Genomic DNA, 22,275 nt, shown 5'->3' with positions numbered 1-22,275 from the left:
GTTGTTTAAGTATCAAATTGAGCCAATAGCACGTTGCGCAGATTATTTTACGTCCGCTGCTTCCAATTCCACTTTCAAAGTTTCAAACAGGCTTTTTACTTCCAACAATGTGAGCGCCTGTTTAACACCATGTTTTGCTATCGGTTTTTCATAATTTTTATTAAATCCAGTTTTTCTGTAGATACGATCTCAGATGCATCTTTGACCGGTGCATAATGACCCAAAAGTGGGATGGTGTCAGTTGTAGTTCGGTGCAGATCGTCTTGGTGGATTCCTCATCTATGTGTTTCATTGTAAAGGCCGACATCCACAACAGCGGCAATTTTTTTATACCCGCCAGTAAAATGCGCTGAAATTCTGCGTCTTGAACCGCATCGGGCTGTTCTGCTGCAAAATTAACAGGGAAATGCTTTTGGTTAAAATTCCCATTATCAGGTTCAAATAATTCTTCACTCTCTGAATCGTCTTCGAGCGAGAGCGATTGCCCGTTCAGGTATGACGACTTCCGGTACACGTCGTAGATTTTATTTTTTAAAATGGCGGTGAGCCAGGTTTTCTCTGAGCATCGCTTGTCAAATTTTTCCAATCCCTCCAGTGCCCCTAGAAATGTTTCCTGGACAAGGTCTTTTGCCAATTCCTTATCGTTGATCCGAAGGCAGGCATACGCGAACAAGTAATCTGCATAATATTCTACCCAAAGGTGTGGCTTCGCCTTGGTATCTTTAAGTGTTTGATATTTGTTTTTGGTGCACATAAAGTCCTTTTATAAATGTTCTTATGTACGAAGTAAAAAAAATCCATTAATAAAAGATTAATATTTCATTAATAGCGGGATGTTAAATCTGCTTTTTAAACACAAATAATATTTAAGTAGCTGTTATTTAGTGCTTTATGCTTGAATTATTTCATTGAAATTTTTATTAAAATCTTCATTATAAATCAATCGATAGTCTTTAATAAAGACGTCAAAGGCTTTTTTAGCTAAAGAATGTTTGCCCAAACTTGATAAAGCTCTACATTTTATGATCATTGCTTCTTCGCTGACCTGGTCAAAATTGAAAACAAAATTGGCTATCTGAATCAGGAACTCCGGATTGTGTGCTTTAGCAGAATGAGCATAAATCAGGAAAACATCAATCACTTCATTTGAAATTTCAGCTTTGAACTGATCAAGCCATTCATAGTTGTGGTTGGAAAGGAAATTACCCCGTTGTGCAAGCTCAAACAGTAATCTGATATGCTGCTCATCAAGTTCCTCTTTTGCCTGGATCAGGTCGAGGTAACTGTGATAATCAACATACCAAAAGTCATAATCAAACTCGAGCTTCCAATAACCAGCCTCTTTTAAGAGCTGACAATGTTCAATACTTTCAAGAATTGATTTTAATTTAGCCATATTTACTGAGCGGTTATTCCTTACGCTTTGCTCAGATCTGCCGAACCAGAGAATCTCATCAAGTTTTTCGGCGTATAGACCTCTTCCGTTTTTAACAGAATTTACTAGTAATAACAGGAATAATTCCTTCAGAAGTGGAGTGAAAAGCTTGGTGATATCGGCACCGTCCCGATCAAAAATTTGAAAGTCCCCAAATAGAAAAATAGTATTTCTATGGGAAACGCTCAGTTTTTTATCTGGTTCTAAGTCCTTAATCTGATCCTCTGTAATCTGATCATCTGTAATCTGATCATCTGTGGAAATGTGCCGCTTTCGGAGGTGTAAATAGAGTACCAGACCACCGGCTAGTAACCCAACTAATAATGCTAACCCCATGAATAACCGGGAAGTATAATGTTTTGCTGGTGAACTGCTTTTCAGGACTTCCAAAGGAGGTCCTTCCAATACATAAACATGCACTCTTGTATGATTATTTTTGGACCTTAATAAGGTGACAGCAATAAATCTCTTGCTTCGCGGAGAATAAAAAAGATCGGCGAAAGAACGGATATCATGGAAGTTGTAGGGAATAGCGCTTCCAATATGTTTATAACCACTGTTGTTTAATGACCCTGCGATGAGCCGAAGGTTCGAATTGTAGGTACGCTGAGAGAAAACAAGTCCGTAGTAGTTTCTTGACCCGCTGTCTATAACCAAAGAACTGGCAAATGCAAAATCTTCAGCCTGATTTTTCAGGTCGTACAGCTTTTTGAACCTCTTATCTCTGGTTGTAAAACGCATCATACTGTAAATGTTTTTGGGATTAGCCATTTTTAAACCACTTGCATTGCCATACCCGCCCAGCACATAAACCGTATCACCTTGTCTATTAGATCCCAAAGCCGATAGATACCTTGGCGTAAAAAAATCTCCAACAGGTTTTATCTCGTCCCATTGTCCGGTTTTCAATGAAAAGCGCTGGACGGTATTTCTATATTTCCAGTTGCCGTAGCCCCCAAAGACATACATTGAATTGTCATTCGCGGATATTGTTTTATTTGCCTGCCAATAATTAGTATTTTCGCTATGGGGAAGTCTTTTATTCCACTTCTGACTGGCCATGCTATATATTGCAACTGTTTTCAGATCAGGAAGAAAGTTATAAATATGGTTGTCGACTGGGCTGTAAATGGACTGACTCCCAGGATTCATCTTAAACTTTTCCGGATTTGATTTGGAACTAAGAACCCAATTACCGAAGGAAAAAGTATATAATGAATCTTCTCCTACAATAAATAATAATTCTTTTTTACTGTCGAAAGCTGCGCTTGCTGCCCCATTTACTACAAAATCGTTAACTTTTCTCCATTTGTTGTGCAGCGAAGCTATCCATAATTCATTTTTAACCTTGCCATCATTACCATTTACCATCTCATGAGCAACGCCACCCTGATGTTCATCCAAAGGCCAGTAATATTTGATGCTATTATTTTTTAGAATGCGTATATTACGAAGTTTCACCGCGAGAGCTTCATTTGTTTTGAACTTCTTGTCGCTGTTTGAGCCGAAAAGCAGCTTATAACGGCCCTTTTTTTTCAAGCGCAGACCTGTCTGAAGGTATGTTTTGTGCCCATCAGATACAATAAGTTGATCTTTATCTGTATCAAATTTGATAGTTATTCTATTCCATTGTCTAAGAAAAATGTCAGGTGCGATATTAAATCCGATCTTGGTTCGGTGTTCGCCTACTATCATACTGAAAGGACCTTTAGGATCCTCTGCATTGAATATCAAATCAAAATTACGGTGATTATCTTCAATTATCCTGACGACATATCCAAATACATTTCCCGTGGTTAGTGAGGACATATCAAAAGAAACCTCAAAATTTCCGTGCAAAGGTATATCACTGTTGGGCGACAAATCGAGCGAAGTATTGGTCTCCTGATGATCTTCAGATGTTGCGATCCATAAGCCATAATTTTGTCCATACGAATTGTGAGACAAGACAAATAAAAACAGCAGTACAAGGAGAGTTTTAAAGCTAGGGGTATAAAGGTTTATTATGTTAGTTATGCACTTGGTCATACAAATTTTTATGATTCGCTATGTTATTAATTTTTTTTATGTTATCGCCTTGGTTTATGGGTAGTCGGTCGTTCTATTGACTCTAATTATCTGAGTTTCATCATTGCTGAATTCTTAAGTATTACCGCAAGATAATAATTATAATTCTATTGGAAATATCTGTAGCTTTTAACTCATTGTTTTTCATTATTGGCAATCAGGGCAGAATAGTGAGCGGCTACAAACACTACATCAGCGGAAGCAGCTTGAGCTTCGCAAACTGCTCCAAAGAAGCAGGGGTGTGGGACTCGGGCGTTCTTGGCGATGCATACGGGCCTTTCCTGCTAGCAAGTGTCTGAAACATATCTGTAAGTTCCTGCTGCACTCCTGAACTGGCACCAAAATGTGCAAGCATAGCCTTGCTTTGTTCAACAGAACCCTGCTGGTAGGTTACTGCGTGAGGCAGGACTGCAGATAATCTTGCTGCTACCTGCTCGCAGGTTATGCTTTCCGGACCCATTAGATTAAGTTTCCAATGTCCTGCCCATTTTGTGTCCAAAAGATACCGGGCCGCTGCATCCCCTATATCGTCAGTGCTTATAAAAGGGATTTCAAAATCCGGCTTAAATAAAAAACTGAACTGTTTTTGAGTCTGCATTAGCTGGATCTGGGTCAAAAGATTTTCCATAAAATAGCCTGGTCTCAAGCAAAGCACATCAGCATCGAGTTTGTCAAAGGCAATTTCCATTTCAGCGGCGTATGCGAGGCTGCCTGAAGTTTCATCCAGGTTAACTCCTAAGCTTGAAACCAGCACCACTTTTTTAATGTGATTCTCATTCACGGCAGCGATGCCGGCTGCTGTTACCTTTTTGTACCAGCCCTTTAAATCGGGTACCGTTATCAGTGGTGGTACAAGCAAAAATAAGGCATCAGCGTCTTTTGTAGCAGCGATCATTTCACTAGTGTTTCCAAGATCGGCAACTGCTGTAATTGAATTGGGTACATTTAATTTTTTCAAACGCTCTTCATTTTGTCCGATCAGAACAGCTGAAGCGCCGGCAGCAGATATCTTTGCAGCTACACGGCTGCCAATGTTCCCTGCCGCGCCTGCAATTGCAATTTTTATATTTTTCATATATTTTTAATTATAATTCTTATTGTTGATTATCCGCTGTGCTTCTTCACTGCCGAGCAGCGTCTTCAAAATCGGCACTACGTTCCAGAATTCTTTATATTCACTGAATTTTCCATTTTTCAGGGTAAAATAAATCACATAATCCTGCTGGTACAATGCTTTTGTATTGGGAATGGCGGTCTCTGCGTGAACCTCGGCCCAGTAGCTGCCCTCTTCCTTTAATTCATAAACTTTTAATCCGGTCCAGGAAATGCCAGGCATACTGGCTAACATATTATCCAAATGTTTTTTATACTCAACCATATTAAAGAAGAAAGGCTTCCCAAGGGAAGCTGCATAAGGGTAGGTCACTGTTGCATCCTCATTATATAAATTCAGAACAGCATCTGTTCCTTTATTGAAAGCTGCTAAAAGCGCTTCCAATTGCTGATGTCCATTGTTTTTTTTGACTGTCATTATTTCTTTATTTTTATAGTACAAATTAATATTGAGCTACTTTCATTCTCCTGCCGCTTTCGCCCGACATTGCGGCAATTCTTCCCTCTTAAAAATCATTTCTGATCTGCCTCCCGAATTTTTCGCGTATTGCTGTCAGTTTGGGATCTATATACGTCCTGCAGAAAGGCGCCTGCTTATTGTTTTTATAATAATTAAGCTGGCTTTCTGTATTGAGCCTGAAGTGTCCAAATGGGAGTGTCTGGGTAATATAGTTTACGTTATTTTTCAGTGCCAGACCGCTGATAATAGATTGAGCCTGCGTCTGATCATCTTTATCAAAATAATAGACTGCAGAGCGGTATTTACGGCGCATGCTGTGTGCACTGGCACTGCTGTGCGTGAGCAGATGCACCTCTATGAGTGTATCAAGATTGATATTTTCATTGTAGTGAACAATAATTCCTTCTGAGAAAGTGTCAAATGGAGGCGCGGAGGCAATCCAGCCCTGTTCAACATGATCGACACCATTCAAAGCCTGAAATATGGCTTCGGTGCACCAATGACACCCTCCTCCAAAACCTATTTTATCCATAATCATTTTAATAGTTATTCATCCCCGGCCTTATCTGCTTATAATACTACAGTTTGTGTTTTATCCAGGGGTTATCGGCTTTAATTCTGGTAAACCTGATTAAATAATTTTAGTGATTCAAAACAGGGAGTCTTCTCAGCGCTCACCATGATAATCCTTTTTAGCCTCGAGGGCAGCCAGAAAAGCTTCCTGAGCCAGATCTTTAGCAAGATCATCGTCATAAGGCATGAGGGCTGCATAACTGTAGAGGTAATCGGAATAATTTCCCACCCAGTTATTGGAATCCAGTTTCTTGTTTTCCTGTGTGTCATCTCTGCTGTAGTCGCTCCCATGCATGGTACAAATATTTCGTTGCGAAAGGCCTGCCCAATTATTAATTGTCAGCTCCTTTATTTTTTAGTCGGAGGAAAACCGTAAACCTTACAAAAACTTTCAGTTCTCGTAATAGGGAGGAAGAGGGTGGGGCTGAAAATGAAGGCACCGGGATGGAAAAGTAGATTTACTGTACAGCCGATATCATAGGATGACTTTATGAAAGCCCTGCCGTGGATATTAATAATGACTTTAACGAGTTGTAATACAGTTTCGAATAAATTCCTGAGAACCGGTTTAGGCGGATTTGGCGCAGCAGATTTAGCTGTTGAGGTATTTATTGAAGAAGCAGATTTTGAAAAAGCAAATCCAGTTATTGAAGATTTCTATACGAGTATTAAAACCCTGATAATCCGAAAAAATAACGCATTATAAAGATGTTAGTGGCTGAAGTGGATGGTACCTTGCCGGATGACAATCACAGACTGTAATATTTAAAATTATAAAGCGAGCGGCATATCCTTGTAGAACATGCGCCCGCTGGTAAAAACAGTAGGTATAATTAATATAGTCTAGTTGAAAACTGCTCGATTGGCAGACGAACCTTTGGCATTGCGGCAAGATAATCATTAGCCGTATCGCGATAGCCCAGAGAAATAACAACTGAAGCGTGGAGATTCTTTTCTGACAAACCCAAAGTAGTGTTAAACAGTTCCGGATCAAAACCTTCCATAGGAGTAGCATCTACTTTAAGTTCAGCTGCTGCTATTAAGGCAGTTCCCAGGCCGATATAAGCCTGCTTGCTCGACCAAACTGCGTTTTGCTCGGGATTTTGTGTAGAGAAATGAGAGATCAGAAGATCTTTGTAATCGTTAAGTGCTCCTGTTTCCAAATTGCGCTGTTCTTCCATCATTGCTGCATATTCTGCAATGTATTCGCTGGTTATTTTATTAAATGCGGCAAAAACCAGCAGATGGGAAGAATCCTCGATCTGTGTATTAAATGAACCGGCAGCCAGCTTTTGTCTTATTTCCGGATTCGTTATCACAATCAGGCGGTAAGGCTGTATCCCGCAGGAAGAAGCGCTAAGGTTGACCGCTTCGATAATCTGGTTAATCTTGTCTTCACTAACCTTTTCACCTGTGTATTTCTTAACTGCGTAGCGCCATTGTAAATTGTTGATCAATTCCATATTTATATAATTTTAACGCAAAGTTATAATAGATATATGTATATTTGTCACTAAGTGACAAAAAGTTATAGTGACAAATAAGTAACCACCTAATAATATGGAAAATAAATTTGAACCAATAAAAGATTGCGCCCTTAAAATATTGGCAATCAGCGATACAATGGATATTTTAAATGGAAAGTGGAAAATGTCCATAGTGGCCTGCTTGTGTTATAAACCGATGCGCTATTCCGAATTGCTCAATGAGGTAAAGGGCATTTCCGGGAAAGTGCTGAGCCGCGAATTGAAAGATCTGGAAATAAATGAACTTATTGAGCGTATAGTCTTAAGCACTGCGCCTGTTGCCGTAGAATACCGGATTACAGACTATGGTAATTCGCTTAGAGAACTTACCAATACAATTGCTGAATGGGGATTTATTCACAGGCAGCGTATTATCTCCGGAATGAAAAAAGAATAAGCCATATTTAACCAAAAAAGATTGTGCGGTTCGAATCGTATGGTTGCCTGTCCATAGTTTTTTATCGGTTAATTATCTTTTTACCGCTGCATAATTAATTTTGAAGATATCACTGTGCTGGTATTTATTACAATTTAACTGTTCCATCAGCCGCCTCCTTTCACGCAAAATTTTACATTTTTTTTAATATAGCAAAAACAAACCCGGCTGCGTCAGTAACCGGGATTTTTTTATTAAACAGCATATTATCAATGTTCCGCTATAGATTTTATCGCTTAACATATGTATGAGCGGCGAACTATAGATCAGTTTGAAATACGAATTTTTGTTCACGCTGCAGTATTCCATACATATAAAAAGCTGAGATTACAGCATTGAATTATCTCACCACGGTAGCCTCTAATTCGACTTTTAAGGTTTCAAAAAGATATTTTACCTCAAGATAGGTACCGGTCTGCTTAACTCCATTTTTTACGGTCCAATCCTGCAGAACATCCCATTCCTTAAAGAATTCCTCGTGTGAAGTAGTGTATACATTTAAGCGTACGATATTCTTTGCTTCATAACCGGCTTCCTTAATAACGGTTTCCAGGTTTTCAAGAGCCTTTTTTAGCTGCGTACGCATATCTGCGGTGCTTGATATGCCGTCTGAATCAATTGCCGTCTGCCCTGAAATATAGAGCGTAGCTTCAGGATTTTTGACCTCTACGGCCTGCACGTAATTGCGGGCATCCTGCCATTTCCAAGGATTAATTTCACGTTTTTCCATCTGTTTTACTTTTTTATTCTGCGCCGCAAAGGGCACTGCTGTTAATAATGTAAGCACTTAAATCTTAACGAAACTGTTCATCTTCCGGTGTTTTAAATTTATACAGCAAAGTTCGTAAAGGGCGGGCTGGAAATCCGTGACAAATCTCACAATTATGCAGGTAGGTATTTACTGAGCTAGAAGCCGGCTTAATGTTTCTCTGGTGACACCCAGGTAGGAAGCAATAAGGGTATGGGGAACACGCTGGAAAAGCTGGGGATACCGGTTAAGAAGTTTCACATACCGTTCTTTAGCGTTAGCACTGATTAGTTCCAGTATTCGCTGTTGTGAACTTATATGTCCTCTGTTGGCTTTCTGGAGGAAAAAATAGGCCATTTTGGGTACATTTCTGCATAAAGTATTATAATCAGGCAGCGTCATGCAGAGAACCTGGGAATCTTCAAGGGCCTGCAGCGACATTGTTGCGAGACTTTGATTATAAAAGGCATAATAATCCCCTTCCCACCAGTCCTCCATCGCAAAGGCCACAACATGCTGCTTGCCGGCTGCATCCTCATAATCAAGTTTTAAAAGTCCTGACACAACCCAAAAAGTATATTTAACCGGGCCTCCTTTTTTTATTAAAAAATCACGCTTCTTAAAATCCATTAAGGAAAAATGTGACATCACATACCCGAACTCATTATCGGTCAGCGCAATAATTTTTTCAATATGTGCTTTAAATAACTTCTCCATATTTCATCAAATTTTTCATTTATGATCCTGCAGTACCCTGCAAACTTAAAAGATATTTAACTCCTTTCTCAAATAAAAACGTGAAAATTATAAATAGAAGCTCTATTGTAAGGAATGACATAACATAACTACTAAGCTAACGAATGCATTGAAACAGTTGAGAAGAGTAGTCCGGGCTGCATAATAATTAAAAATAAATTGTAAGGAACTTTTCATTATTCATACTAAACCAATACAGACGAAAAGATTAAGAAAAGCTTATCTATTCGGAAATTTAAACAATCCATTAAAAGTAACTTTAAAACAGAATTTATCATGAGAACGATTAGCAACATCACAGAATTTGAAGAAATTATAGCCGGGGACAAACCGGTAGTCCTTGACTTTTATGCAGACTGGTGCGGACCATGCAGAGCATTATTACCTGTTCTGGAAGCTGCAGGCAACTTCTATTCTGAGGACATTGTGGTGGCAAAGATTAATGTGGACCAAAATCCAGACCTGGCAGCAAAGTTTAGCGTTAGAAGCATTCCCGCTGTATTTCTGATGAAAAAAGGCGCTGTGGTAGATCAATTTACAGGTGTTCAGGGCAGTACTGAAATAAACAGCAGAATAGATAATTTGATTTCTGTGAACATCGAGAAACCCAGTAATTAACTGTAATGTATACTACGGAATGCATCAGGAGAAATTCAGCGCTAAATCTTAATAATTTTTAGCGCTGATTATTAAGTATTCTCACTGCAGACTGTCCATCATTACATTACTTATATAAAAGGAAAGGTCAATAGCAATGAAAAATAAGATTATAACACTCGGTGGTGGATGTTTCTGGTGTACAGAAGCCATTTTCACAGATACCAAAGGAGTGCTTGGAGTTAAAAGCGGCTTTAGCGGCGGCTTTATTAAAAACCCTCCCTACAGGGAAGTCCGTACAGGAAGGACCGGTCATGCAGAAGTAATTCAGATCAGCTATGATCCCGGACAGATCAGTCTGCAGGAACTTTTGATAATCCACCTGATGACACACGATCCTACCACACTGAATCAGCAGGGTGCAGACAAAGGGGATCAATACCGCAGTGTTATTTTCTATGGAGATGATGACGAGAAAATAGTGGCTGAAAGAGTAATCAGGGATTTACGGAATTACTATTCAGATCCCATAGTCACTCAGCTGACGCCTTTTACAGTATTTTACGAAGCAGAGCAGGCTCATCAAAACTATTATAAGGAGAATTCCGAAGCATATTATTGTGAGATGGTTATCGCTCCAAAATTAGCCAAATATCGCAAAAACCGTGCTGACTATCCGTCGATCTCTGACAATGAGATTATTAGGTAATAGTTTGCTTCTCATTTTTTAACTAAAAAAAATGTAAGGTTCAACTAATTTTTACGACTAAATTTTCAAATGCTGTCATAACCAAAATACTGTGACAGCCCATAGCTCATTTTTAATACTAAATAAAATTAAAATGGATAAGGTAACGGCAGAAATTTATCAACAGGATCCTGAGAGATATACAGTGGTGTCTGGTCATGAGGAAGGAGCGCCAACTTGTTCTTTCGGAAATATGCAGCAATGGGTAGGATATGATAAAACAGAGCAAAAGTATATCAGGTTCACCAAATCAGTTTTTAAACAACTTGTTAAACAAAAAGAAGATGGAACAAAATAGATACAGCAGCACAGCAAAAATCTTATTTGCTGCAGCGCTTGTATTAGCTGCGGCGCTCGCAATAGTAACATTTGCAAGCTGCGGCAATAGTACGGGCAGTCAATCTTTGAAAGAAAAAGCAGTTACCAGGGAAAATATAATTAGTAACGACAGTACGAGCGTCATCTTTTTTGCCGGCGGGTGTTTTTGGGGAACCGAACATTTTTTCAAACAAGTAGACGGAGTTACGGCAACGGAAGTAGGTTTTGCCAATGGGCATAGTGAAAATCCGACTTATGACGATGTGATCCTCAAAGAGACAGGCTATGCCGAAACAGTAAAGGTAACATACAATCCCAAAAAAGTTGATTTGAAGCTGCTGCTGGATTTGTATTTTCTCACAGTTGACCCAACCAGCCTCAACAAACAGGGAAATGATATCGGTAATCAGTACCGTACGGGAATTTACTGGACCACGGAGCAGCAGGAGCCGCTCATAAAGGAAACTGTAAAAGCAGAGTCCGCGAAATATAACGAACCTATTGTTGTAGAATCGATACCGTTAAAAATATATTACAAAGCGGAAGCTTACCATCAGGCCTATCTTGAAAATAATCCTGGCGGATACTGCCATATCAATCCTGCACTGTTCAAAGTAGCAAAGGATGCTAATAAAAAGAAATGATTATAATATTTATATAACTAAAAACTGAAATTATGCTTAACTGGAACAATGTGCTTTCGTTTGCCAATAATGGCAATCCTGCACCTGATAAAAGGGTTGAAAAAACTGAAAACGAATGGAAAGCGCTTCTTACCGCCGACCAATTCTATGTAACGCGTAAACATGGTACTGAACAATCCCACAGTCATGATCTGTGTACAAGCTGGGATGCAGGGATTTATTCCTGTGTATGCTGCAATACGCTGCTATTCGATTCTACTGAAAAATTTGAATCTGGAACTGGCTGGCCAAGCTTTACACAGCCCATTAAAGAAAATAGTGTAAAGTATATCAAAGACGGTGCATTTGGCATGGTTCGTATAGAAGCTCAATGCAATGTGTGTGATGCGCACTTAGGACACGTATTTCCTGACGGTCCTGCGCCGAGCGGTCTTCGCTACTGCATGAACGGCGAGGCACTGGTAAAAGAAAAAAAAGAAACAGAAACAGAGAAGTAATTAACAAGTCCTATCGCAGTTTTGTTTTCAGAAACATCTGAACTTCTTAACTAAGGACAGCTTTAGTTACGGCCACAATAAAGAACTGAATGAATTAAAACTGGAGAAATACCAGAATTTAATTTGTTCGGTTCTTAGTGCTTAAAAATAATTTGACTTAAATTCAGATATTATGGATGATGTAAAGTTTAAAAATATCCGTTTTGATCCCGAATTGTCTCCATTTCATAAACTGGCTGAGAAAATGGCAGACGCTTTTGGATACAAATCCGAATTGAAAACCGATAAGAGCCTTGCCCAGCTTCTGCGGCTGAGGGTGGCACAGAAAAATGAATGTGCATTTTGTGTAATTTTACACGCTCGTACTGCGCGCGAAATTGGAATTCCAGATTCTAAAGTAGACAGCATATCATCCTGGTGGAACAGCTTATTGTTTACAGACAAAGAAAAAGTTACGCTGGCTTATTGTGATGTATTAACAATTGGGACCCACAAAAATTTCCAGCAATACCACGATGCGATGCGTGACTATTTTTCTGAAACTGAAATCGCTGAAATCGCTGCTATTATTATAAACATGAATGTTTGGACGCGTTTGAAACTGGCGCAGGGCCAAACACCTTATTCAGTATAAAAGAAACAGATGGAAAATATAGGTTTAGGAACAGCAGCAATAGGCCGTCCGATCTACATAAACATTCGGCATGAAAAACCGAGAGTGGATTTATCTATGCCGGAGTTCATAAAAAACGGCATCAGAATATTGGATGATGCTTATGATAAGGGTGTTCGGTTTTTCGATGCTTCACCCGGTTATGGACTGGCCGAATCGCTCTTAATACAATGGCTGCATCAAAAGAATGATACGGATATTATTGTCGCTACTAAATGGGGATTTAGCTATGCGGCCGATTTTGATATAAATGCTTCGGTGCACGAGATAAAGGAACATTCCATTGAAAAGCTGAATGCACAATGGGAGTTTTCAAGAAAATTACTGCCTAATTTAAAGATATACCAGATTCATTCAGCAGCTTTAGACACCGGTGTACTGGATAACAAGGCTGTATTACAGCGCTTACATGAAATCAAGAAAGAATGTAATATTATTATCGGGCTCACAAGCACCGGGGTAAATCAGGTTGAAGTACTTAAAAAAGCTGCAGATATCGAGATAGAAAATGAACCATTATTTACCTCATTTCAGAGTACTTACAATATTATGGAGCAGTCTATTTTACAATTGAGAGAAATCTTTCTCAATAACAGCAGACAGTTTATAGTTAAGGAATCATTAGCTAATGGGCGTTTGATGCCTAATACATCTTTTAAAGAACATAATGGACTGTACCAGTATATGACCAAGCTGGCTGATAAATATAATGTTGGAGCTGATGCTGTAGCCATCAGGTTTTGCATAGACAGTTTTCCTGAGGCAGTTATTTTAAGCGGCGCGAGTACTGCTGAGCAGCTTGAGTCGAACTTAGCAGCAAAAACTTTTAAACTTCAAAAAGAAGAGATAGAATTATTGACCACTTATAAAGTTGACCCAATAATGTATTGGGACGAAAGAAAGCAATTGTCCTGGCAATAAACCGCATTGACAGCAGACCCCAAGGCTGTCTTTTATATCTGAAATCGCCCCTGGCGAGATCAGCCTCTCTTAATTCGCTAAAAAACCTCCTGCAGCTTATTTAAATCGAAATCAGACTTTCGTAATACTTTTCCCTTGCCCATCAGCACGCTGTTCAAACCTGCTAATACCTTTCCTGACGGATCAGAACCCGAGTCCTATTACGGCTTCGACTACTAAGATAGTGTTAGCGCCCACAGCTGCAAGATGGCAATTTTCCGCAAAATTAAATAATACTGTAAGGAATCATCCGATTTTCCGACTAAGCTCATACCAAAGGATCAAATCCTTAAAGTGACTGATGTGAAAATTTAAAAAAGAATTCCGCGCTTAGAATTTCATCCAATGGCATTAAAATTTTACAGCCATGAAAAAACAGTTTTAATACTGGTATTCAGGTATATTATTAAGAGTTCTGGGATCTGCCGCCGCATTGATCATACGCCTTTGCAAGTTAAGGATGAAGAACCAGAAAAAGCAGCGTACTAATGCAAAAACTGCATTATTCACACGAAAGTATAATATTAACTAACTTAAATAATAGCAGCTATGATTCAGGAAAATGAACACGTAAAATGTATGATTATCGGCTCGGGACCCGCAGGATATACTGCAGCCATTTATGCTGCCAGAGCAGATCTTAAACCGGTGCTTTATACAGGCCTGACTGAAGGAGGCCAGCTTACCACAACTACAGATGTTGAAAATTATCCAGGCTACCCTGATGGAATTATGGGTGTCGAGATGATGGAAAATTTTCGTAAACAGGCAGCACGTTTTGGTACAGATATTAGAAACGGCTTCATTTCAACAGTCGATTTTTCAGCGGTCCCCCACAAGGTAACTACAGATGCAGGGGTGACCATTCTTTGTGATTCAGTTATAATATCTACTGGCGCATCTGCAAAATGGCTAGGTTTGGAATCAGAGAAGACCTACAGTGGCTGCGGTGTTTCGGCGTGTGCAACATGTGACGGTTTCTTTTTTAAAGGCCAGGATGTAGCTATAGTTGGTGCGGGTGATACTGCAGCCGAGGAAGCGACCCATCTGGCCAAGCTATGCAGAAAAGTATATATGATTGTCAGAAAAGGCGAACTCAAAGCCTCTAAAGCTATGGTCCATAAGATAAAAGCCACTCCAAATATCGAAATACTCTATCATACCGAAACAAGAGAGATTTTAGGAGACGGTTCAGGTGTTACAGGGATCAGTATATTCAATAATGTCAGCAATACAACCTCAACATTGGATGTTACCGGCTTTTTTGTTGCAATTGGCCACCATCCCAATACAGAGATTTTTAAAAACTGGTTAATGATGGATAACGAAGGTTATATCCAGACAATTCCTGGATCTTCAAAAACAAACATACCCGGTGTATTTTGCTGTGGTGATGCACAAGATCGTATTTACAGACAAGCTGTAACTGCTGCTGGCAGCGGATGCATGGCAGCTCTTGACTGTGAAAGATTCCTTTCTGGCATCGTACACGAATCAGAAACAATATAAAGCCTTTCTTTCTTAAGCTCAATTCGGAGGGGGACGGAGAACATCAGTGCTTATCTGACCCCTTAAATCAAATATTCATCAGAGAATAAATCTTTGTAAGGATTTCAGAATTACTGCGACCAAGTTAGAAAGGGACAGAATTTATACAACTTTTCAACCTTCGAATAAACTATTAACAACTAAAATATAAAAAAATGGAAAATGTAATGGACGTTCCAACAAGGGAACAAGTAAATGCAGCAAATCAGGATATTTTTGACACCCTGAAAAAATCATTGGGATTCGTTCCAAACCTCTATGCCACCATGGCACATTCAGGCAATGGCCTGGGAAGATATCTTGCCTATCAAAATGCGAAGACTTCCCTGAACAATAAAGAAAAAGAAGCAGTCAACCTAATTGTAAGCCAGGTGAACGGCTGTGTGTACTGCCAAAGCGCACACACTGTTCTGGGTAAAATGAACGGGTTCAGCGATGAACAGATATTAGATCTGCGCAAAGGACGCAGTGAAAATGCAAAGCTAAATGCACTGGTGCAGCTCGCCTCCGATATCACAGAAAACCGAGGCCGTGTAGATACGGCGAGTACAGCCGCTTTTTTTGAGCAGGGATATACCAACGAAAATCTTGTGGACTTAATCCTTCAGATAAGCGACAAAACGGCAATGAACTATCTGCACAACCTGACTAATATTCCAGTTGATTTTCCGCTGGCACCTAAAATGTAAAATGTAATTCAATAAAAATTGGCCTCTGTAGAGTGGGAGTGTTTAGAAGGTTTCTAGACATCCCATTAGCCAGAGGTTTTTTTACCGCCATCATCTTACAGGAAATGCCCGACGATCAAACAATCGCCTTTTCAGGAAGTATTATATCGTAATAGAAAAACGTATTCTGGCATTTCTTGCAAAGTCTTATCTGCAGTGAACACAAGTTCCTCTCTTTTTTGTGCCGCAGTTCAACATGTAATTATCGGCTCACGATTTAATTATATTACACATAAAAAATGAAGTACATATTTAGCACGGCGGCATACAAAGGCTACGGGATGCTATGGTGTATTCCATTTAATCTAATCCATATTCATATGAAAATTTTAATTAAAATTTTAAAAATCATCCCCTTCATTGTTTCTGCTTTGCTTTTGGTCTTCATTATCCGTTCATGGAATGCGAATGCGAAGCAAAAGAAATCAGCAAAAACGGAAATAAATTTTACTAACAAAGAATATAAGGAGGTGCTGGCACTGGCTAAAACATCCCATAAGAATATATTTATTGATGCGTCTGCTGTGTGGTGCGGACCCTGCAGGCAGCTTGAGAAGATCACTTTTAAGGATGCTGAGGCGGCAGCCTATTACAATGAAAATTTTATAAACTTCAGAATTGATGTTGAAAAAGGCGAAGGAACCGATCTGGCACTAAAATGGAAGATAGAAAGCCTGCCTGCACTGCTTATTCTTGATGAAAACGGCAAAATAATCGCCCAACATACAGGATATGTAGACGGAAAAGGGCTGATTGAATTTGCCAAAGAGGCGTCAGCTAAGTAAGTAAACAGGCTGGTGGCGGCAAAAAACTGCAGTGTAACTCTTAATTATAAGCCCACCAAGAACATTAAAGTAAACTGAAGAAATAATTTAATAATTAAAGAAGATGAGAATAATAGTTTTCAGCTATATACTAGCTATAATTTCAATCAGCGGTTCTGCCCAGAATATCAAGTCAGATAAAGGACATAAGAACAATCCATACTATTCAACTACAGATACTAAAAAGCTTAAGGTCTCCAATGCGCAATGGAAAAAAATATTACCGGCAGATCTGTATGCCGTGGCCAGAGAAAAAGATACGGAGAGGCCGTTTACCGGAAAATATTTAAAAAGCAGCACAAAAGGCACTTATTACTGCGCGGCCTGCGGCAACAAACTTTTTAAATCAGATGCGAAATTTGCCAGCAGCTGCGGATGGCCAAGCTTCTATGAGCCGCTGAGAAAAAATAGTGTCAGATATCAGGAAGACAAGTCCCTCCTGACAAGCCGTACTGAGGTGCTTTGCGGACGATGTGATGCGCATCTCGGACATATTTTTGATGATGGTCCTGCACCTACTTACAAAAGATTTTGTATGAACTCAATCAGTCTCGATTTTGAACCCTATAAGTAGTATTATAATGGAAATTTCCTGGGGGCCGGAGCGTTTTTTAAGGTTAATAGAAGCAGCCGCCGATAAGGAGCCAGGAAACACGGATCGCGATGTTAAGCATGTGAACCGCAAGAAAGCCATCAATAATAAAAAGGACAATGTGGAAACTTTGAAGGTTAAATTTGACACCGGTAAAATTGGCTTTGGCCTCCTGCTGGATCTTTTTCTCAGAACTCTTAATCCACAAATGAAATTTGGGAGAACCCCAATTTATTCCAGTATGGCCATACAGGGCTTTTTTATATAATTTAAGATTAATTATCAATAAAGGATCTGTACAGTATAAATCGGTTAAACGTAATGAAAACTGTTTAGCTGTGCAGGCTGTTCCTGTGCGAATTTTCACAATGCAGGGATTTCTGCTGAAAATGCAATGCATTACACCGGGAGGCTATTCCGTTCAGCGCTGGATCAGGAATGTTTAAACTTTAAAAAACAAAATTTTACGGGACAGCATTAAAAAGCATCCGATAATTTAGCCTTCCAAATAATAAAACTGCTGCACGAAACATTCAAAACCTTAGTCCAATTCAGAAAACATCTTACTGAAAACCGATATCTGCTGGTAAATCCTATGCCGGACAGTGTAATTTCTGCCGCACAATATGTACGGTCTTAAAAAAGCTGAAAATAAATTCCCGACGCATTATTGCTGCAAAAAAACGAATTGAACAACGTACATGATTGGTCATTCAGTTTGGTGTAAATGTCATACCAGATATGTTTTTATGCAGAAATAATCCCGCAGTTAAAATACTGCCATGTCATCCTGCTTCTGATAAATCTTCAGGAAAAAAGAGATCAACTAACATGGAAAAGATTTCAAGACAGCCTCAAGGGCAGGCTGTGCATCAAGAGAAGATTATTTTTTTTATTTTTTTTGTAAGGTATACGATGCTGCTGCTACTAAGCTATCATAAACTCAAAGCATTTAGTGATGAAAAAAACAACAGCAGCAATATTTCTTCTTAATTCAGGAAGCTTTCTTATTCGATATGGATTGGTTGTAATTTTAATTTGGATAGGCACTTTAAAATTCACCCAATATGAAGCAGCGGGAATCCGTCCGCTGGCAGAAAACAGTCCTTTCTTTTCATGGACTTTTGCTTTTTTAAGCACAATGGCATTTTCAAGCATTCTTGGTGTAATTGAAATCACAACGGGTATTTTAATTGCTTTGCGCCCCTTCTCGCCGAAGTTATCAGCCATAGGCAGTTTAGCCGCAATACTCACATTTTTAACGACCCTTACATTCATAGTCACTACTCCGGGAGTGATGCAGCAAGGATTGTCCTTTCCCTTTATTTCTGCCTCACCCGGACAATTTCTAATCAAGGACCTGGTGCTTTTAGGAGCGGCGCTTTGGACAGCCGGTGAAGCGCTGGAAGCATCTCACATGCAAAGCCGTACCAGAATTGATGTCAAACGCGCATTATTCAAATATTCTAATAACAACTAAATACATATAATAAAATGAAAAGAATAGCAATCAACGGATTCGGCCGCATCGGACGATCAGCCTTAAAAGTAATTTTCGATACTAATGATCTTGAGGTAGTCGGCATAAACGATTTAATGGACATTGAGAACGCGGTATATCTTCTTAAGTACGATAGTAACTATGGAAAATATGATAAAAATGTAAGATTTGAAGGCGATACAATTTTTGTTGGGGATAAAGCAATTAAGTATTCAAGTATACGTGATATTGCAGGTCTGCCATGGAAAGACCTGAATGCAGACGTGGTTATTGAAAGCACAGGGCTGTTTACCAGTCAGAGTGATTCAGAAAAACATATTTTGGCCGGCGCTAAAACGGTAGTAATTTCTGGTCCGACCAAAGATACTCCTACAATAGTGCACGGTGTAAATACAGACTCAGGTAATGTCTCCATTTTCTCATGTGCCAGTTGTACTACTAACAGTATCAGTCCGATAATTGAAATTTTAGGCAGAAGACTTGGTATTAAAAAAGCTATTCTTAACACCATTCATGGGTATACAGCGTCGCAGACCCTTGTGGATGCACCGTCAAAAAGAGAGCCGAGAATGGGCAGGGCGGCGGCATTCAATATCTCACCTGCAGCAACCGGAGCAGCTATAGCTACTACTAAAGTACTGCCTGAGTACGCCGGAAAATTTGATGGTATTGCCGTGAGAGTTCCCGTTCCTGTCGGTTCAATTTCCGATATTACCTTCGTTGCTGAAAGACCGACAACTATAGAAGAAATCAATCAGATACTAACCGAAGAATGCGCTACAGACAGGTATGAAAAAGTTGTTGCCGTAACAAATGAACCAATCGTTTCCACGGATATCATCGGAAGTCCTTTCGCCGCAACAGTTGATTTAGACATGACCAGGGTTGTTGACGGAGATCTGGTAAAAATAATGGCCTGGTATGACAATGAGTGGGGTTTTACTAATCAAATGATCAGGCAGATACAATCCTTGTAACGATTAAATGAATAAATTTTATCGACTGAGATAAAATCTTCAGACAGGTTAACCAATAGATTTTAGTTCGATATCATTCCCCCGTAACAATTGCGGCAGGGGAAATTTAAATCCTTTTATATGGAAATTTTAAATAATGAAATCCAGCCATGGCACTTAGAAAGTTTGGGAAATGATAAAGTGCCGTATTATGCAGATTTTAAAGGAAAGCCCTTATTGATTTTGTTTTTCTATCTGGGCAGTCCCGGCTGTACGGGAAGGGCGATACCCTTCGCAAACAGAATGGTTTATGAACACCAGGATAAGATTAATGTACTGGGTATCCACAGCAATTTTGAAGGGCCTGAATACAGTAATGAAGATATTATAAGCACATTAAAATTATTACATGCAAGATTCCCTTTTTTTAGAGATTCCGGCCTTGCCGCTACATTCCATGATTACCAAGCCGCGGGGACACCGCACTGGATACTGGTGAATAAAGACGGTAAAGTAGTCCGGTCCATATTTGGTTCAGAGCCTAACCGTTCACTGCTATGGCTGGATTATGCCATTAATGAAGAAATAAGCAGCTAATTCTAAAACTGGAAACAATGGCCAGCACATCGTGTGAAAGCGGTCTGAAAATGGAAGCAGCTGTACACTAATTTGGTATCATAAATTAATAACGATTTAAAACAAATAATATGAAAACAATAAACAATACTGAGGAATTTGACCAATTAATTGCCCAGGGCAACATTGTAATAGCAGATTTTTATGCCGACTGGTGTGCAACTTGTAAAGGATTACTGCCAGTACTCGAGAGTTTTTCCAAAGATTTTGAAGGAAGGGCAGAAGTAGTGAAAGTGAATGTTGAAGAGCATCAGGAGATCGCCATGCGATACGGGATAAAAAGCCTCCCAGGGCTGGTGTATTTCAAAAACAAGGAAGTGGTCGAAAAAACAGTAGGAGTTCTGACCAAAGCCGAACTGGAAAAAAAACTTATTGCAATGGAAATCAGCAAAAATTAAGCAGAAATGTTCAGAAAATTTCAGAACTGATTTTAAAATAAAAATAATTTAAACTAAAATACATTGATTATGGAAAATTTAAAAAAAGCGTATGTAGCGGGCGGCTGTTTCTGGGGAATGGAAGATCTTTTCAGAGTACGTCCGGGAGTAAAAGATACAGAAGTCGGCTATCTGGGAGGGCAAAACGATAACCCTACCTACCAGAACCATCCAGGACATGCTGAAGGGCTGGAAATTACCTATGATGCAAATGAGACAACGTACAGGGAACTATTAGATTATTTTTTCAGAGTTCATGATCCAAGCACTGTAGACAGACAGGGTAATGACAGAGGATCCAGTTATCGTTCGGCTTTGTTTATCCAGAATGAAGAAGAAAGAACCGACGCACAGGAAATCATAAAGATTGTTGATGACTCAGGACGCTGGCCGGGAAAAGTTGTAACAACACTGGAACCTTTCACTAAATTCTGGACCGCTGAAGGTGACCACCAGGATTATCTTGTAATGTATCCAAATGGTTATACCTGCCACTTTGAGAGGTTTGGTACCTTTCTTTAAGACTGCGGTTTTTATGGTCCGTATTATTTTTAACCACAACATAAGAAGTTTAAAGGCTGTAAGGCATCGTTAAAATTTTAATAGTTTTACACCTGTGTCACCCTAAGAAAGCAATCAATGATTTATCAAGGCAGGCAAAATGAATATTTTGAAATACAAAGTATAGACAATAATAACTACAGGAGCTACAGACCAATTGTCAGCGGGGCTTTACAGCTCCTGTGGTTTTTATCTGATGGCAATAAACTGACAATAGACGGGATATCCCATACCTTTAATGCTAATCAGATTATCAGTCTTTCCCAGCATCATAATGTGGAATATGACCAGATCAGTGCCATGACAATGCTGCGATTCAATCAGGAATTCTATTGTGTAATAAACCACGACAGTGAAGTGGGGTGTAAGGGAATATTGTATTATAATCCATCAAAAATTCCTGTTTTGCTGATTGAAGGAACAGAGTTAATGGTCATGAATGACGCCTGGGATTTAACCCATATGGAATTGGAAATGAAAGACAGCCTGCAGCTTGAAATGCTTCAGATGCAGCTCAAACGAATATTGATACTCTGCACACGAATGTACAAAAAGCAGGGCAGTATGAGAGATATTGATGATAACCAGCACGATCTGGTGCGCGAGTTCAATTTTCTGGTTGAAAAAAACTTTAGAGAGCATCATACTGTGTCGAGTTATGCAGCCTTATTGCATAAGTCACCAAAGACCATCACAAATACCTTTAATAAGATTGGAGAGAAATCCCCTCTTCAGGCAATCCATGACCGTATCGCATTGGAATCAAAAAGGCTGCTGCATTACACAAAGAAAGATATTTCTGAAATCGCTTATGAACTCGGTTTTGAAAATGTCCAGGGATTCAGCCGTTTCTTTAAAAAGCAGATAGGAATTTCTCCTACGGTCTTTAGAATAAGCTAAAAAAATGAAAGAAACTATCACTTCAAAATTTATCTAGCGAT

Annotated in this window: 29 protein-coding genes and 1 pseudogene; 20 read left to right on the top strand and 10 right to left on the bottom strand. The window is 39.3% G+C overall.

The features are described from left to right. Positions 1–42 precede the first annotated feature (42 nt). The 7 genes and pseudogenes from NLG42_RS21850 to NLG42_RS21820 all read right to left on the bottom strand — a co-directional run. Positions 43–132 (bottom strand): annotated as a pseudogene (locus tag NLG42_RS21850) (RidA family protein); the annotation flags it as partial. 28 nt (positions 133–160) lie between these two features. Beyond that, a complete protein-coding gene (locus tag NLG42_RS21845) occupies positions 161–754 on the bottom strand; it encodes a sigma-70 family RNA polymerase sigma factor (protein ID WP_257682368.1) in 594 nt (197 codons plus the stop codon). Positions 755–889: 135 nt separating this feature from the next. Further along, positions 890–3,463 (bottom strand): Kelch repeat-containing protein, encoded by a 2,574-nt coding sequence (locus NLG42_RS21840; RefSeq protein WP_257682367.1) that lies wholly within the window; start codon positions 3,461–3,463, stop codon positions 890–892. A 226-nt stretch (positions 3,464–3,689) separates the two neighbouring features. Further along, positions 3,690–4,577: an NAD(P)H-binding protein gene (locus tag NLG42_RS21835; protein WP_257682366.1), complete on the bottom strand. Its 888-nt coding sequence runs from the start codon at positions 4,575–4,577 to the stop codon at positions 3,690–3,692. Between the two features lie 6 nt (positions 4,578–4,583). Next, complete coding sequence (locus tag NLG42_RS21830; RefSeq protein WP_257682365.1) at positions 4,584–5,033, bottom strand: nuclear transport factor 2 family protein; 450 nt, start codon at positions 5,031–5,033, stop codon at positions 4,584–4,586. An 88-nt stretch (positions 5,034–5,121) separates the two neighbouring features. Next, positions 5,122–5,607, bottom strand: coding sequence for a peptide-methionine (S)-S-oxide reductase (locus NLG42_RS21825; protein WP_307774288.1), 486 nt, complete (start codon positions 5,605–5,607; stop codon positions 5,122–5,124). A 135-nt stretch (positions 5,608–5,742) separates the two neighbouring features. After that, complete coding sequence (locus NLG42_RS21820) at positions 5,743–5,943, bottom strand: RNA polymerase sigma factor (protein WP_257682363.1); 201 nt, start codon at positions 5,941–5,943, stop codon at positions 5,743–5,745. 222 nt (positions 5,944–6,165) lie between these two features. Between NLG42_RS21820 and NLG42_RS21815 the strand changes: the two genes are divergently transcribed. Beyond that, positions 6,166–6,354 (top strand): hypothetical protein, encoded by a 189-nt coding sequence (locus tag NLG42_RS21815; protein ID WP_257682362.1) that lies wholly within the window; start codon positions 6,166–6,168, stop codon positions 6,352–6,354. A gap of 127 nt (positions 6,355–6,481) precedes the next feature. On the opposite strand, the gene NLG42_RS21810 is transcribed toward NLG42_RS21815, so the two are convergent. Continuing rightward, positions 6,482–7,111 carry an NAD(P)H-dependent oxidoreductase gene (locus NLG42_RS21810; RefSeq protein ID WP_257682361.1) on the bottom strand — a complete coding sequence of 210 codons (630 nt, stop codon included), beginning with the start codon at positions 7,109–7,111 and terminating at the stop codon, positions 6,482–6,484. 97 nt (positions 7,112–7,208) lie between these two features. Between NLG42_RS21810 and NLG42_RS21805 the strand changes: the two genes are divergently transcribed. After that, complete coding sequence (locus NLG42_RS21805) at positions 7,209–7,571, top strand: winged helix-turn-helix transcriptional regulator (protein ID WP_257682360.1); 363 nt, start codon at positions 7,209–7,211, stop codon at positions 7,569–7,571. Between the two features lie 379 nt (positions 7,572–7,950). Here the strand turns inward: NLG42_RS21805 and NLG42_RS21800 are convergent, their stop codons facing one another. After that, positions 7,951–8,340, bottom strand: coding sequence for a RidA family protein (locus tag NLG42_RS21800; protein ID WP_257682359.1), 390 nt, complete (start codon positions 8,338–8,340; stop codon positions 7,951–7,953). A gap of 168 nt (positions 8,341–8,508) precedes the next feature. Then, positions 8,509–9,075 (bottom strand): Crp/Fnr family transcriptional regulator, encoded by a 567-nt coding sequence (locus tag NLG42_RS21795; RefSeq protein WP_257682358.1) that lies wholly within the window; start codon positions 9,073–9,075, stop codon positions 8,509–8,511. Between the two features lie 315 nt (positions 9,076–9,390). On the opposite strand from NLG42_RS21795, the gene trxA (NLG42_RS21790) reads away from it, so the two are divergent. The 18 genes from trxA (NLG42_RS21790) (at position 9,391) to NLG42_RS21705 (ending at position 22,234) form a co-directional block, all read left to right on the top strand. Continuing rightward, a complete protein-coding gene (gene trxA / locus NLG42_RS21790; protein WP_257682357.1) occupies positions 9,391–9,732 on the top strand; it encodes a thioredoxin in 342 nt (113 codons plus the stop codon). A 136-nt stretch (positions 9,733–9,868) separates the two neighbouring features. After that, entirely contained in the window at positions 9,869–10,420 is a 552-nt protein-coding gene (msrA, locus tag NLG42_RS21785; protein WP_257682356.1) for a peptide-methionine (S)-S-oxide reductase MsrA, read from the top strand. A gap of 133 nt (positions 10,421–10,553) precedes the next feature. After that, the gene (locus NLG42_RS21780; protein ID WP_257682355.1) at positions 10,554–10,757 is read left to right on the top strand and encodes a hypothetical protein; all 204 of its coding nucleotides are present in this window, start codon (positions 10,554–10,556) and stop codon (positions 10,755–10,757) included. Then, entirely contained in the window at positions 10,744–11,421 is a 678-nt protein-coding gene (gene msrA, locus NLG42_RS21775; RefSeq protein WP_257682354.1) for a peptide-methionine (S)-S-oxide reductase MsrA, read from the top strand. Before NLG42_RS21780 ends, msrA (NLG42_RS21775) begins: the two co-directional genes overlap by 14 nt. 32 nt (positions 11,422–11,453) lie before the next feature. Next, positions 11,454–11,918, top strand: coding sequence for a peptide-methionine (R)-S-oxide reductase MsrB (msrB, locus tag NLG42_RS21770; RefSeq protein WP_257682353.1), 465 nt, complete (start codon positions 11,454–11,456; stop codon positions 11,916–11,918). A 172-nt stretch (positions 11,919–12,090) separates the two neighbouring features. After that, a complete protein-coding gene (locus tag NLG42_RS21765) occupies positions 12,091–12,552 on the top strand; it encodes a carboxymuconolactone decarboxylase family protein (RefSeq protein ID WP_257682352.1) in 462 nt (153 codons plus the stop codon). Between the two features lie 96 nt (positions 12,553–12,648). Continuing rightward, positions 12,649–13,512: an aldo/keto reductase gene (locus tag NLG42_RS21760; protein WP_257682351.1), complete on the top strand. Its 864-nt coding sequence runs from the start codon at positions 12,649–12,651 to the stop codon at positions 13,510–13,512. Between the two features lie 588 nt (positions 13,513–14,100). Beyond that, positions 14,101–15,060 (top strand): thioredoxin-disulfide reductase, encoded by a 960-nt coding sequence (gene trxB, locus NLG42_RS21755; protein WP_257682350.1) that lies wholly within the window; start codon positions 14,101–14,103, stop codon positions 15,058–15,060. A gap of 194 nt (positions 15,061–15,254) precedes the next feature. After that, positions 15,255–15,788: a carboxymuconolactone decarboxylase family protein gene (locus NLG42_RS21750; protein WP_257682349.1), complete on the top strand. Its 534-nt coding sequence runs from the start codon at positions 15,255–15,257 to the stop codon at positions 15,786–15,788. 359 nt (positions 15,789–16,147) lie between these two features. After that, the gene (locus tag NLG42_RS21745) at positions 16,148–16,612 is read left to right on the top strand and encodes a thioredoxin family protein (protein ID WP_257682348.1); all 465 of its coding nucleotides are present in this window, start codon (positions 16,148–16,150) and stop codon (positions 16,610–16,612) included. 103 nt (positions 16,613–16,715) lie between these two features. Then, positions 16,716–17,225: a peptide-methionine (R)-S-oxide reductase MsrB gene (msrB, locus tag NLG42_RS21740; RefSeq protein ID WP_257682347.1), complete on the top strand. Its 510-nt coding sequence runs from the start codon at positions 16,716–16,718 to the stop codon at positions 17,223–17,225. 7 nt (positions 17,226–17,232) lie between these two features. Then, a complete protein-coding gene (locus NLG42_RS21735; RefSeq protein ID WP_257682346.1) occupies positions 17,233–17,511 on the top strand; it encodes a peptide-methionine (S)-S-oxide reductase in 279 nt (92 codons plus the stop codon). A 690-nt stretch (positions 17,512–18,201) separates the two neighbouring features. Continuing rightward, complete coding sequence (locus tag NLG42_RS21730) at positions 18,202–18,723, top strand: YkgB family protein (RefSeq protein ID WP_257682345.1); 522 nt, start codon at positions 18,202–18,204, stop codon at positions 18,721–18,723. A 14-nt stretch (positions 18,724–18,737) separates the two neighbouring features. After that, the gene (locus NLG42_RS21725) at positions 18,738–19,721 is read left to right on the top strand and encodes a type I glyceraldehyde-3-phosphate dehydrogenase (RefSeq protein ID WP_257682344.1); all 984 of its coding nucleotides are present in this window, start codon (positions 18,738–18,740) and stop codon (positions 19,719–19,721) included. A gap of 120 nt (positions 19,722–19,841) precedes the next feature. Beyond that, complete coding sequence (locus NLG42_RS21720; RefSeq protein WP_257682343.1) at positions 19,842–20,297, top strand: peroxiredoxin family protein; 456 nt, start codon at positions 19,842–19,844, stop codon at positions 20,295–20,297. A 110-nt stretch (positions 20,298–20,407) separates the two neighbouring features. Then, positions 20,408–20,734 (top strand): thioredoxin, encoded by a 327-nt coding sequence (trxA, locus tag NLG42_RS21715; protein ID WP_257682342.1) that lies wholly within the window; start codon positions 20,408–20,410, stop codon positions 20,732–20,734. A gap of 69 nt (positions 20,735–20,803) precedes the next feature. Next, entirely contained in the window at positions 20,804–21,295 is a 492-nt protein-coding gene (msrA, locus tag NLG42_RS21710; RefSeq protein ID WP_257682341.1) for a peptide-methionine (S)-S-oxide reductase MsrA, read from the top strand. 117 nt (positions 21,296–21,412) lie between these two features. After that, positions 21,413–22,234 (top strand): helix-turn-helix domain-containing protein, encoded by an 822-nt coding sequence (locus NLG42_RS21705; RefSeq protein ID WP_257682340.1) that lies wholly within the window; start codon positions 21,413–21,415, stop codon positions 22,232–22,234. Positions 22,235–22,275: the final 41 nt, after the last annotated feature.

The sequence above is a fragment of the Flavobacterium plurextorum genome, assembly GCF_024638035.1.
GTDB classification, from domain to species: domain Bacteria; phylum Bacteroidota; class Bacteroidia; order Flavobacteriales; family Flavobacteriaceae; genus Flavobacterium; species Flavobacterium plurextorum.
This window is presented reverse-complemented; position numbering and strand designations above follow the sequence as displayed.

Excerpts from the sequence above, each read along its gene's own strand:
- NLG42_RS21845 (WP_257682368.1), bottom strand. The coding sequence starts at position 754 with ATGTGCACCAAAAACAAATATCAAACACTTAAAGATACCAAGGCGAAG.
- NLG42_RS21840 (WP_257682367.1), bottom strand. The coding sequence starts at position 3,463 with ATGACCAAGTGCATAACTAACATAATAAACCTTTATACCCCTAGCTTT.
- NLG42_RS21835 (WP_257682366.1), bottom strand. The coding sequence starts at position 4,577 with ATGAAAAATATAAAAATTGCAATTGCAGGCGCGGCAGGGAACATTGGC.
- NLG42_RS21830 (WP_257682365.1), bottom strand. The coding sequence starts at position 5,033 with ATGACAGTCAAAAAAAACAATGGACATCAGCAATTGGAAGCGCTTTTA.
- NLG42_RS21825 (WP_307774288.1), bottom strand. The coding sequence starts at position 5,607 with ATGGATAAAATAGGTTTTGGAGGAGGGTGTCATTGGTGCACCGAAGCC.
- NLG42_RS21820 (WP_257682363.1), bottom strand. The coding sequence starts at position 5,943 with ATGCATGGGAGCGACTACAGCAGAGATGACACACAGGAAAACAAGAAA.
- NLG42_RS21815 (WP_257682362.1), top strand. The coding sequence starts at position 6,166 with ATGACTTTAACGAGTTGTAATACAGTTTCGAATAAATTCCTGAGAACC.
- NLG42_RS21810 (WP_257682361.1), bottom strand. The coding sequence starts at position 7,111 with ATGGAATTGATCAACAATTTACAATGGCGCTACGCAGTTAAGAAATAC.
- NLG42_RS21805 (WP_257682360.1), top strand. The coding sequence starts at position 7,209 with ATGGAAAATAAATTTGAACCAATAAAAGATTGCGCCCTTAAAATATTG.
- NLG42_RS21800 (WP_257682359.1), bottom strand. The coding sequence starts at position 8,340 with ATGGAAAAACGTGAAATTAATCCTTGGAAATGGCAGGATGCCCGCAAT.
- NLG42_RS21795 (WP_257682358.1), bottom strand. The coding sequence starts at position 9,075 with ATGGAGAAGTTATTTAAAGCACATATTGAAAAAATTATTGCGCTGACC.
- trxA (WP_257682357.1), top strand. The coding sequence starts at position 9,391 with ATGAGAACGATTAGCAACATCACAGAATTTGAAGAAATTATAGCCGGG.
- msrA (WP_257682356.1), top strand. The coding sequence starts at position 9,869 with ATGAAAAATAAGATTATAACACTCGGTGGTGGATGTTTCTGGTGTACA.
- NLG42_RS21780 (WP_257682355.1), top strand. The coding sequence starts at position 10,554 with ATGGATAAGGTAACGGCAGAAATTTATCAACAGGATCCTGAGAGATAT.
- msrA (WP_257682354.1), top strand. The coding sequence starts at position 10,744 with ATGGAACAAAATAGATACAGCAGCACAGCAAAAATCTTATTTGCTGCA.
- msrB (WP_257682353.1), top strand. The coding sequence starts at position 11,454 with ATGCTTAACTGGAACAATGTGCTTTCGTTTGCCAATAATGGCAATCCT.
- NLG42_RS21765 (WP_257682352.1), top strand. The coding sequence starts at position 12,091 with ATGGATGATGTAAAGTTTAAAAATATCCGTTTTGATCCCGAATTGTCT.
- NLG42_RS21760 (WP_257682351.1), top strand. The coding sequence starts at position 12,649 with ATGCCGGAGTTCATAAAAAACGGCATCAGAATATTGGATGATGCTTAT.
- trxB (WP_257682350.1), top strand. The coding sequence starts at position 14,101 with ATGATTCAGGAAAATGAACACGTAAAATGTATGATTATCGGCTCGGGA.
- NLG42_RS21750 (WP_257682349.1), top strand. The coding sequence starts at position 15,255 with ATGGAAAATGTAATGGACGTTCCAACAAGGGAACAAGTAAATGCAGCA.
- NLG42_RS21745 (WP_257682348.1), top strand. The coding sequence starts at position 16,148 with ATGAAAATTTTAATTAAAATTTTAAAAATCATCCCCTTCATTGTTTCT.
- msrB (WP_257682347.1), top strand. The coding sequence starts at position 16,716 with ATGAGAATAATAGTTTTCAGCTATATACTAGCTATAATTTCAATCAGC.
- NLG42_RS21735 (WP_257682346.1), top strand. The coding sequence starts at position 17,233 with ATGGAAATTTCCTGGGGGCCGGAGCGTTTTTTAAGGTTAATAGAAGCA.
- NLG42_RS21730 (WP_257682345.1), top strand. The coding sequence starts at position 18,202 with ATGAAAAAAACAACAGCAGCAATATTTCTTCTTAATTCAGGAAGCTTT.
- NLG42_RS21725 (WP_257682344.1), top strand. The coding sequence starts at position 18,738 with ATGAAAAGAATAGCAATCAACGGATTCGGCCGCATCGGACGATCAGCC.
- NLG42_RS21720 (WP_257682343.1), top strand. The coding sequence starts at position 19,842 with ATGGAAATTTTAAATAATGAAATCCAGCCATGGCACTTAGAAAGTTTG.
- trxA (WP_257682342.1), top strand. The coding sequence starts at position 20,408 with ATGAAAACAATAAACAATACTGAGGAATTTGACCAATTAATTGCCCAG.
- msrA (WP_257682341.1), top strand. The coding sequence starts at position 20,804 with ATGGAAAATTTAAAAAAAGCGTATGTAGCGGGCGGCTGTTTCTGGGGA.
- NLG42_RS21705 (WP_257682340.1), top strand. The coding sequence starts at position 21,413 with ATGATTTATCAAGGCAGGCAAAATGAATATTTTGAAATACAAAGTATA.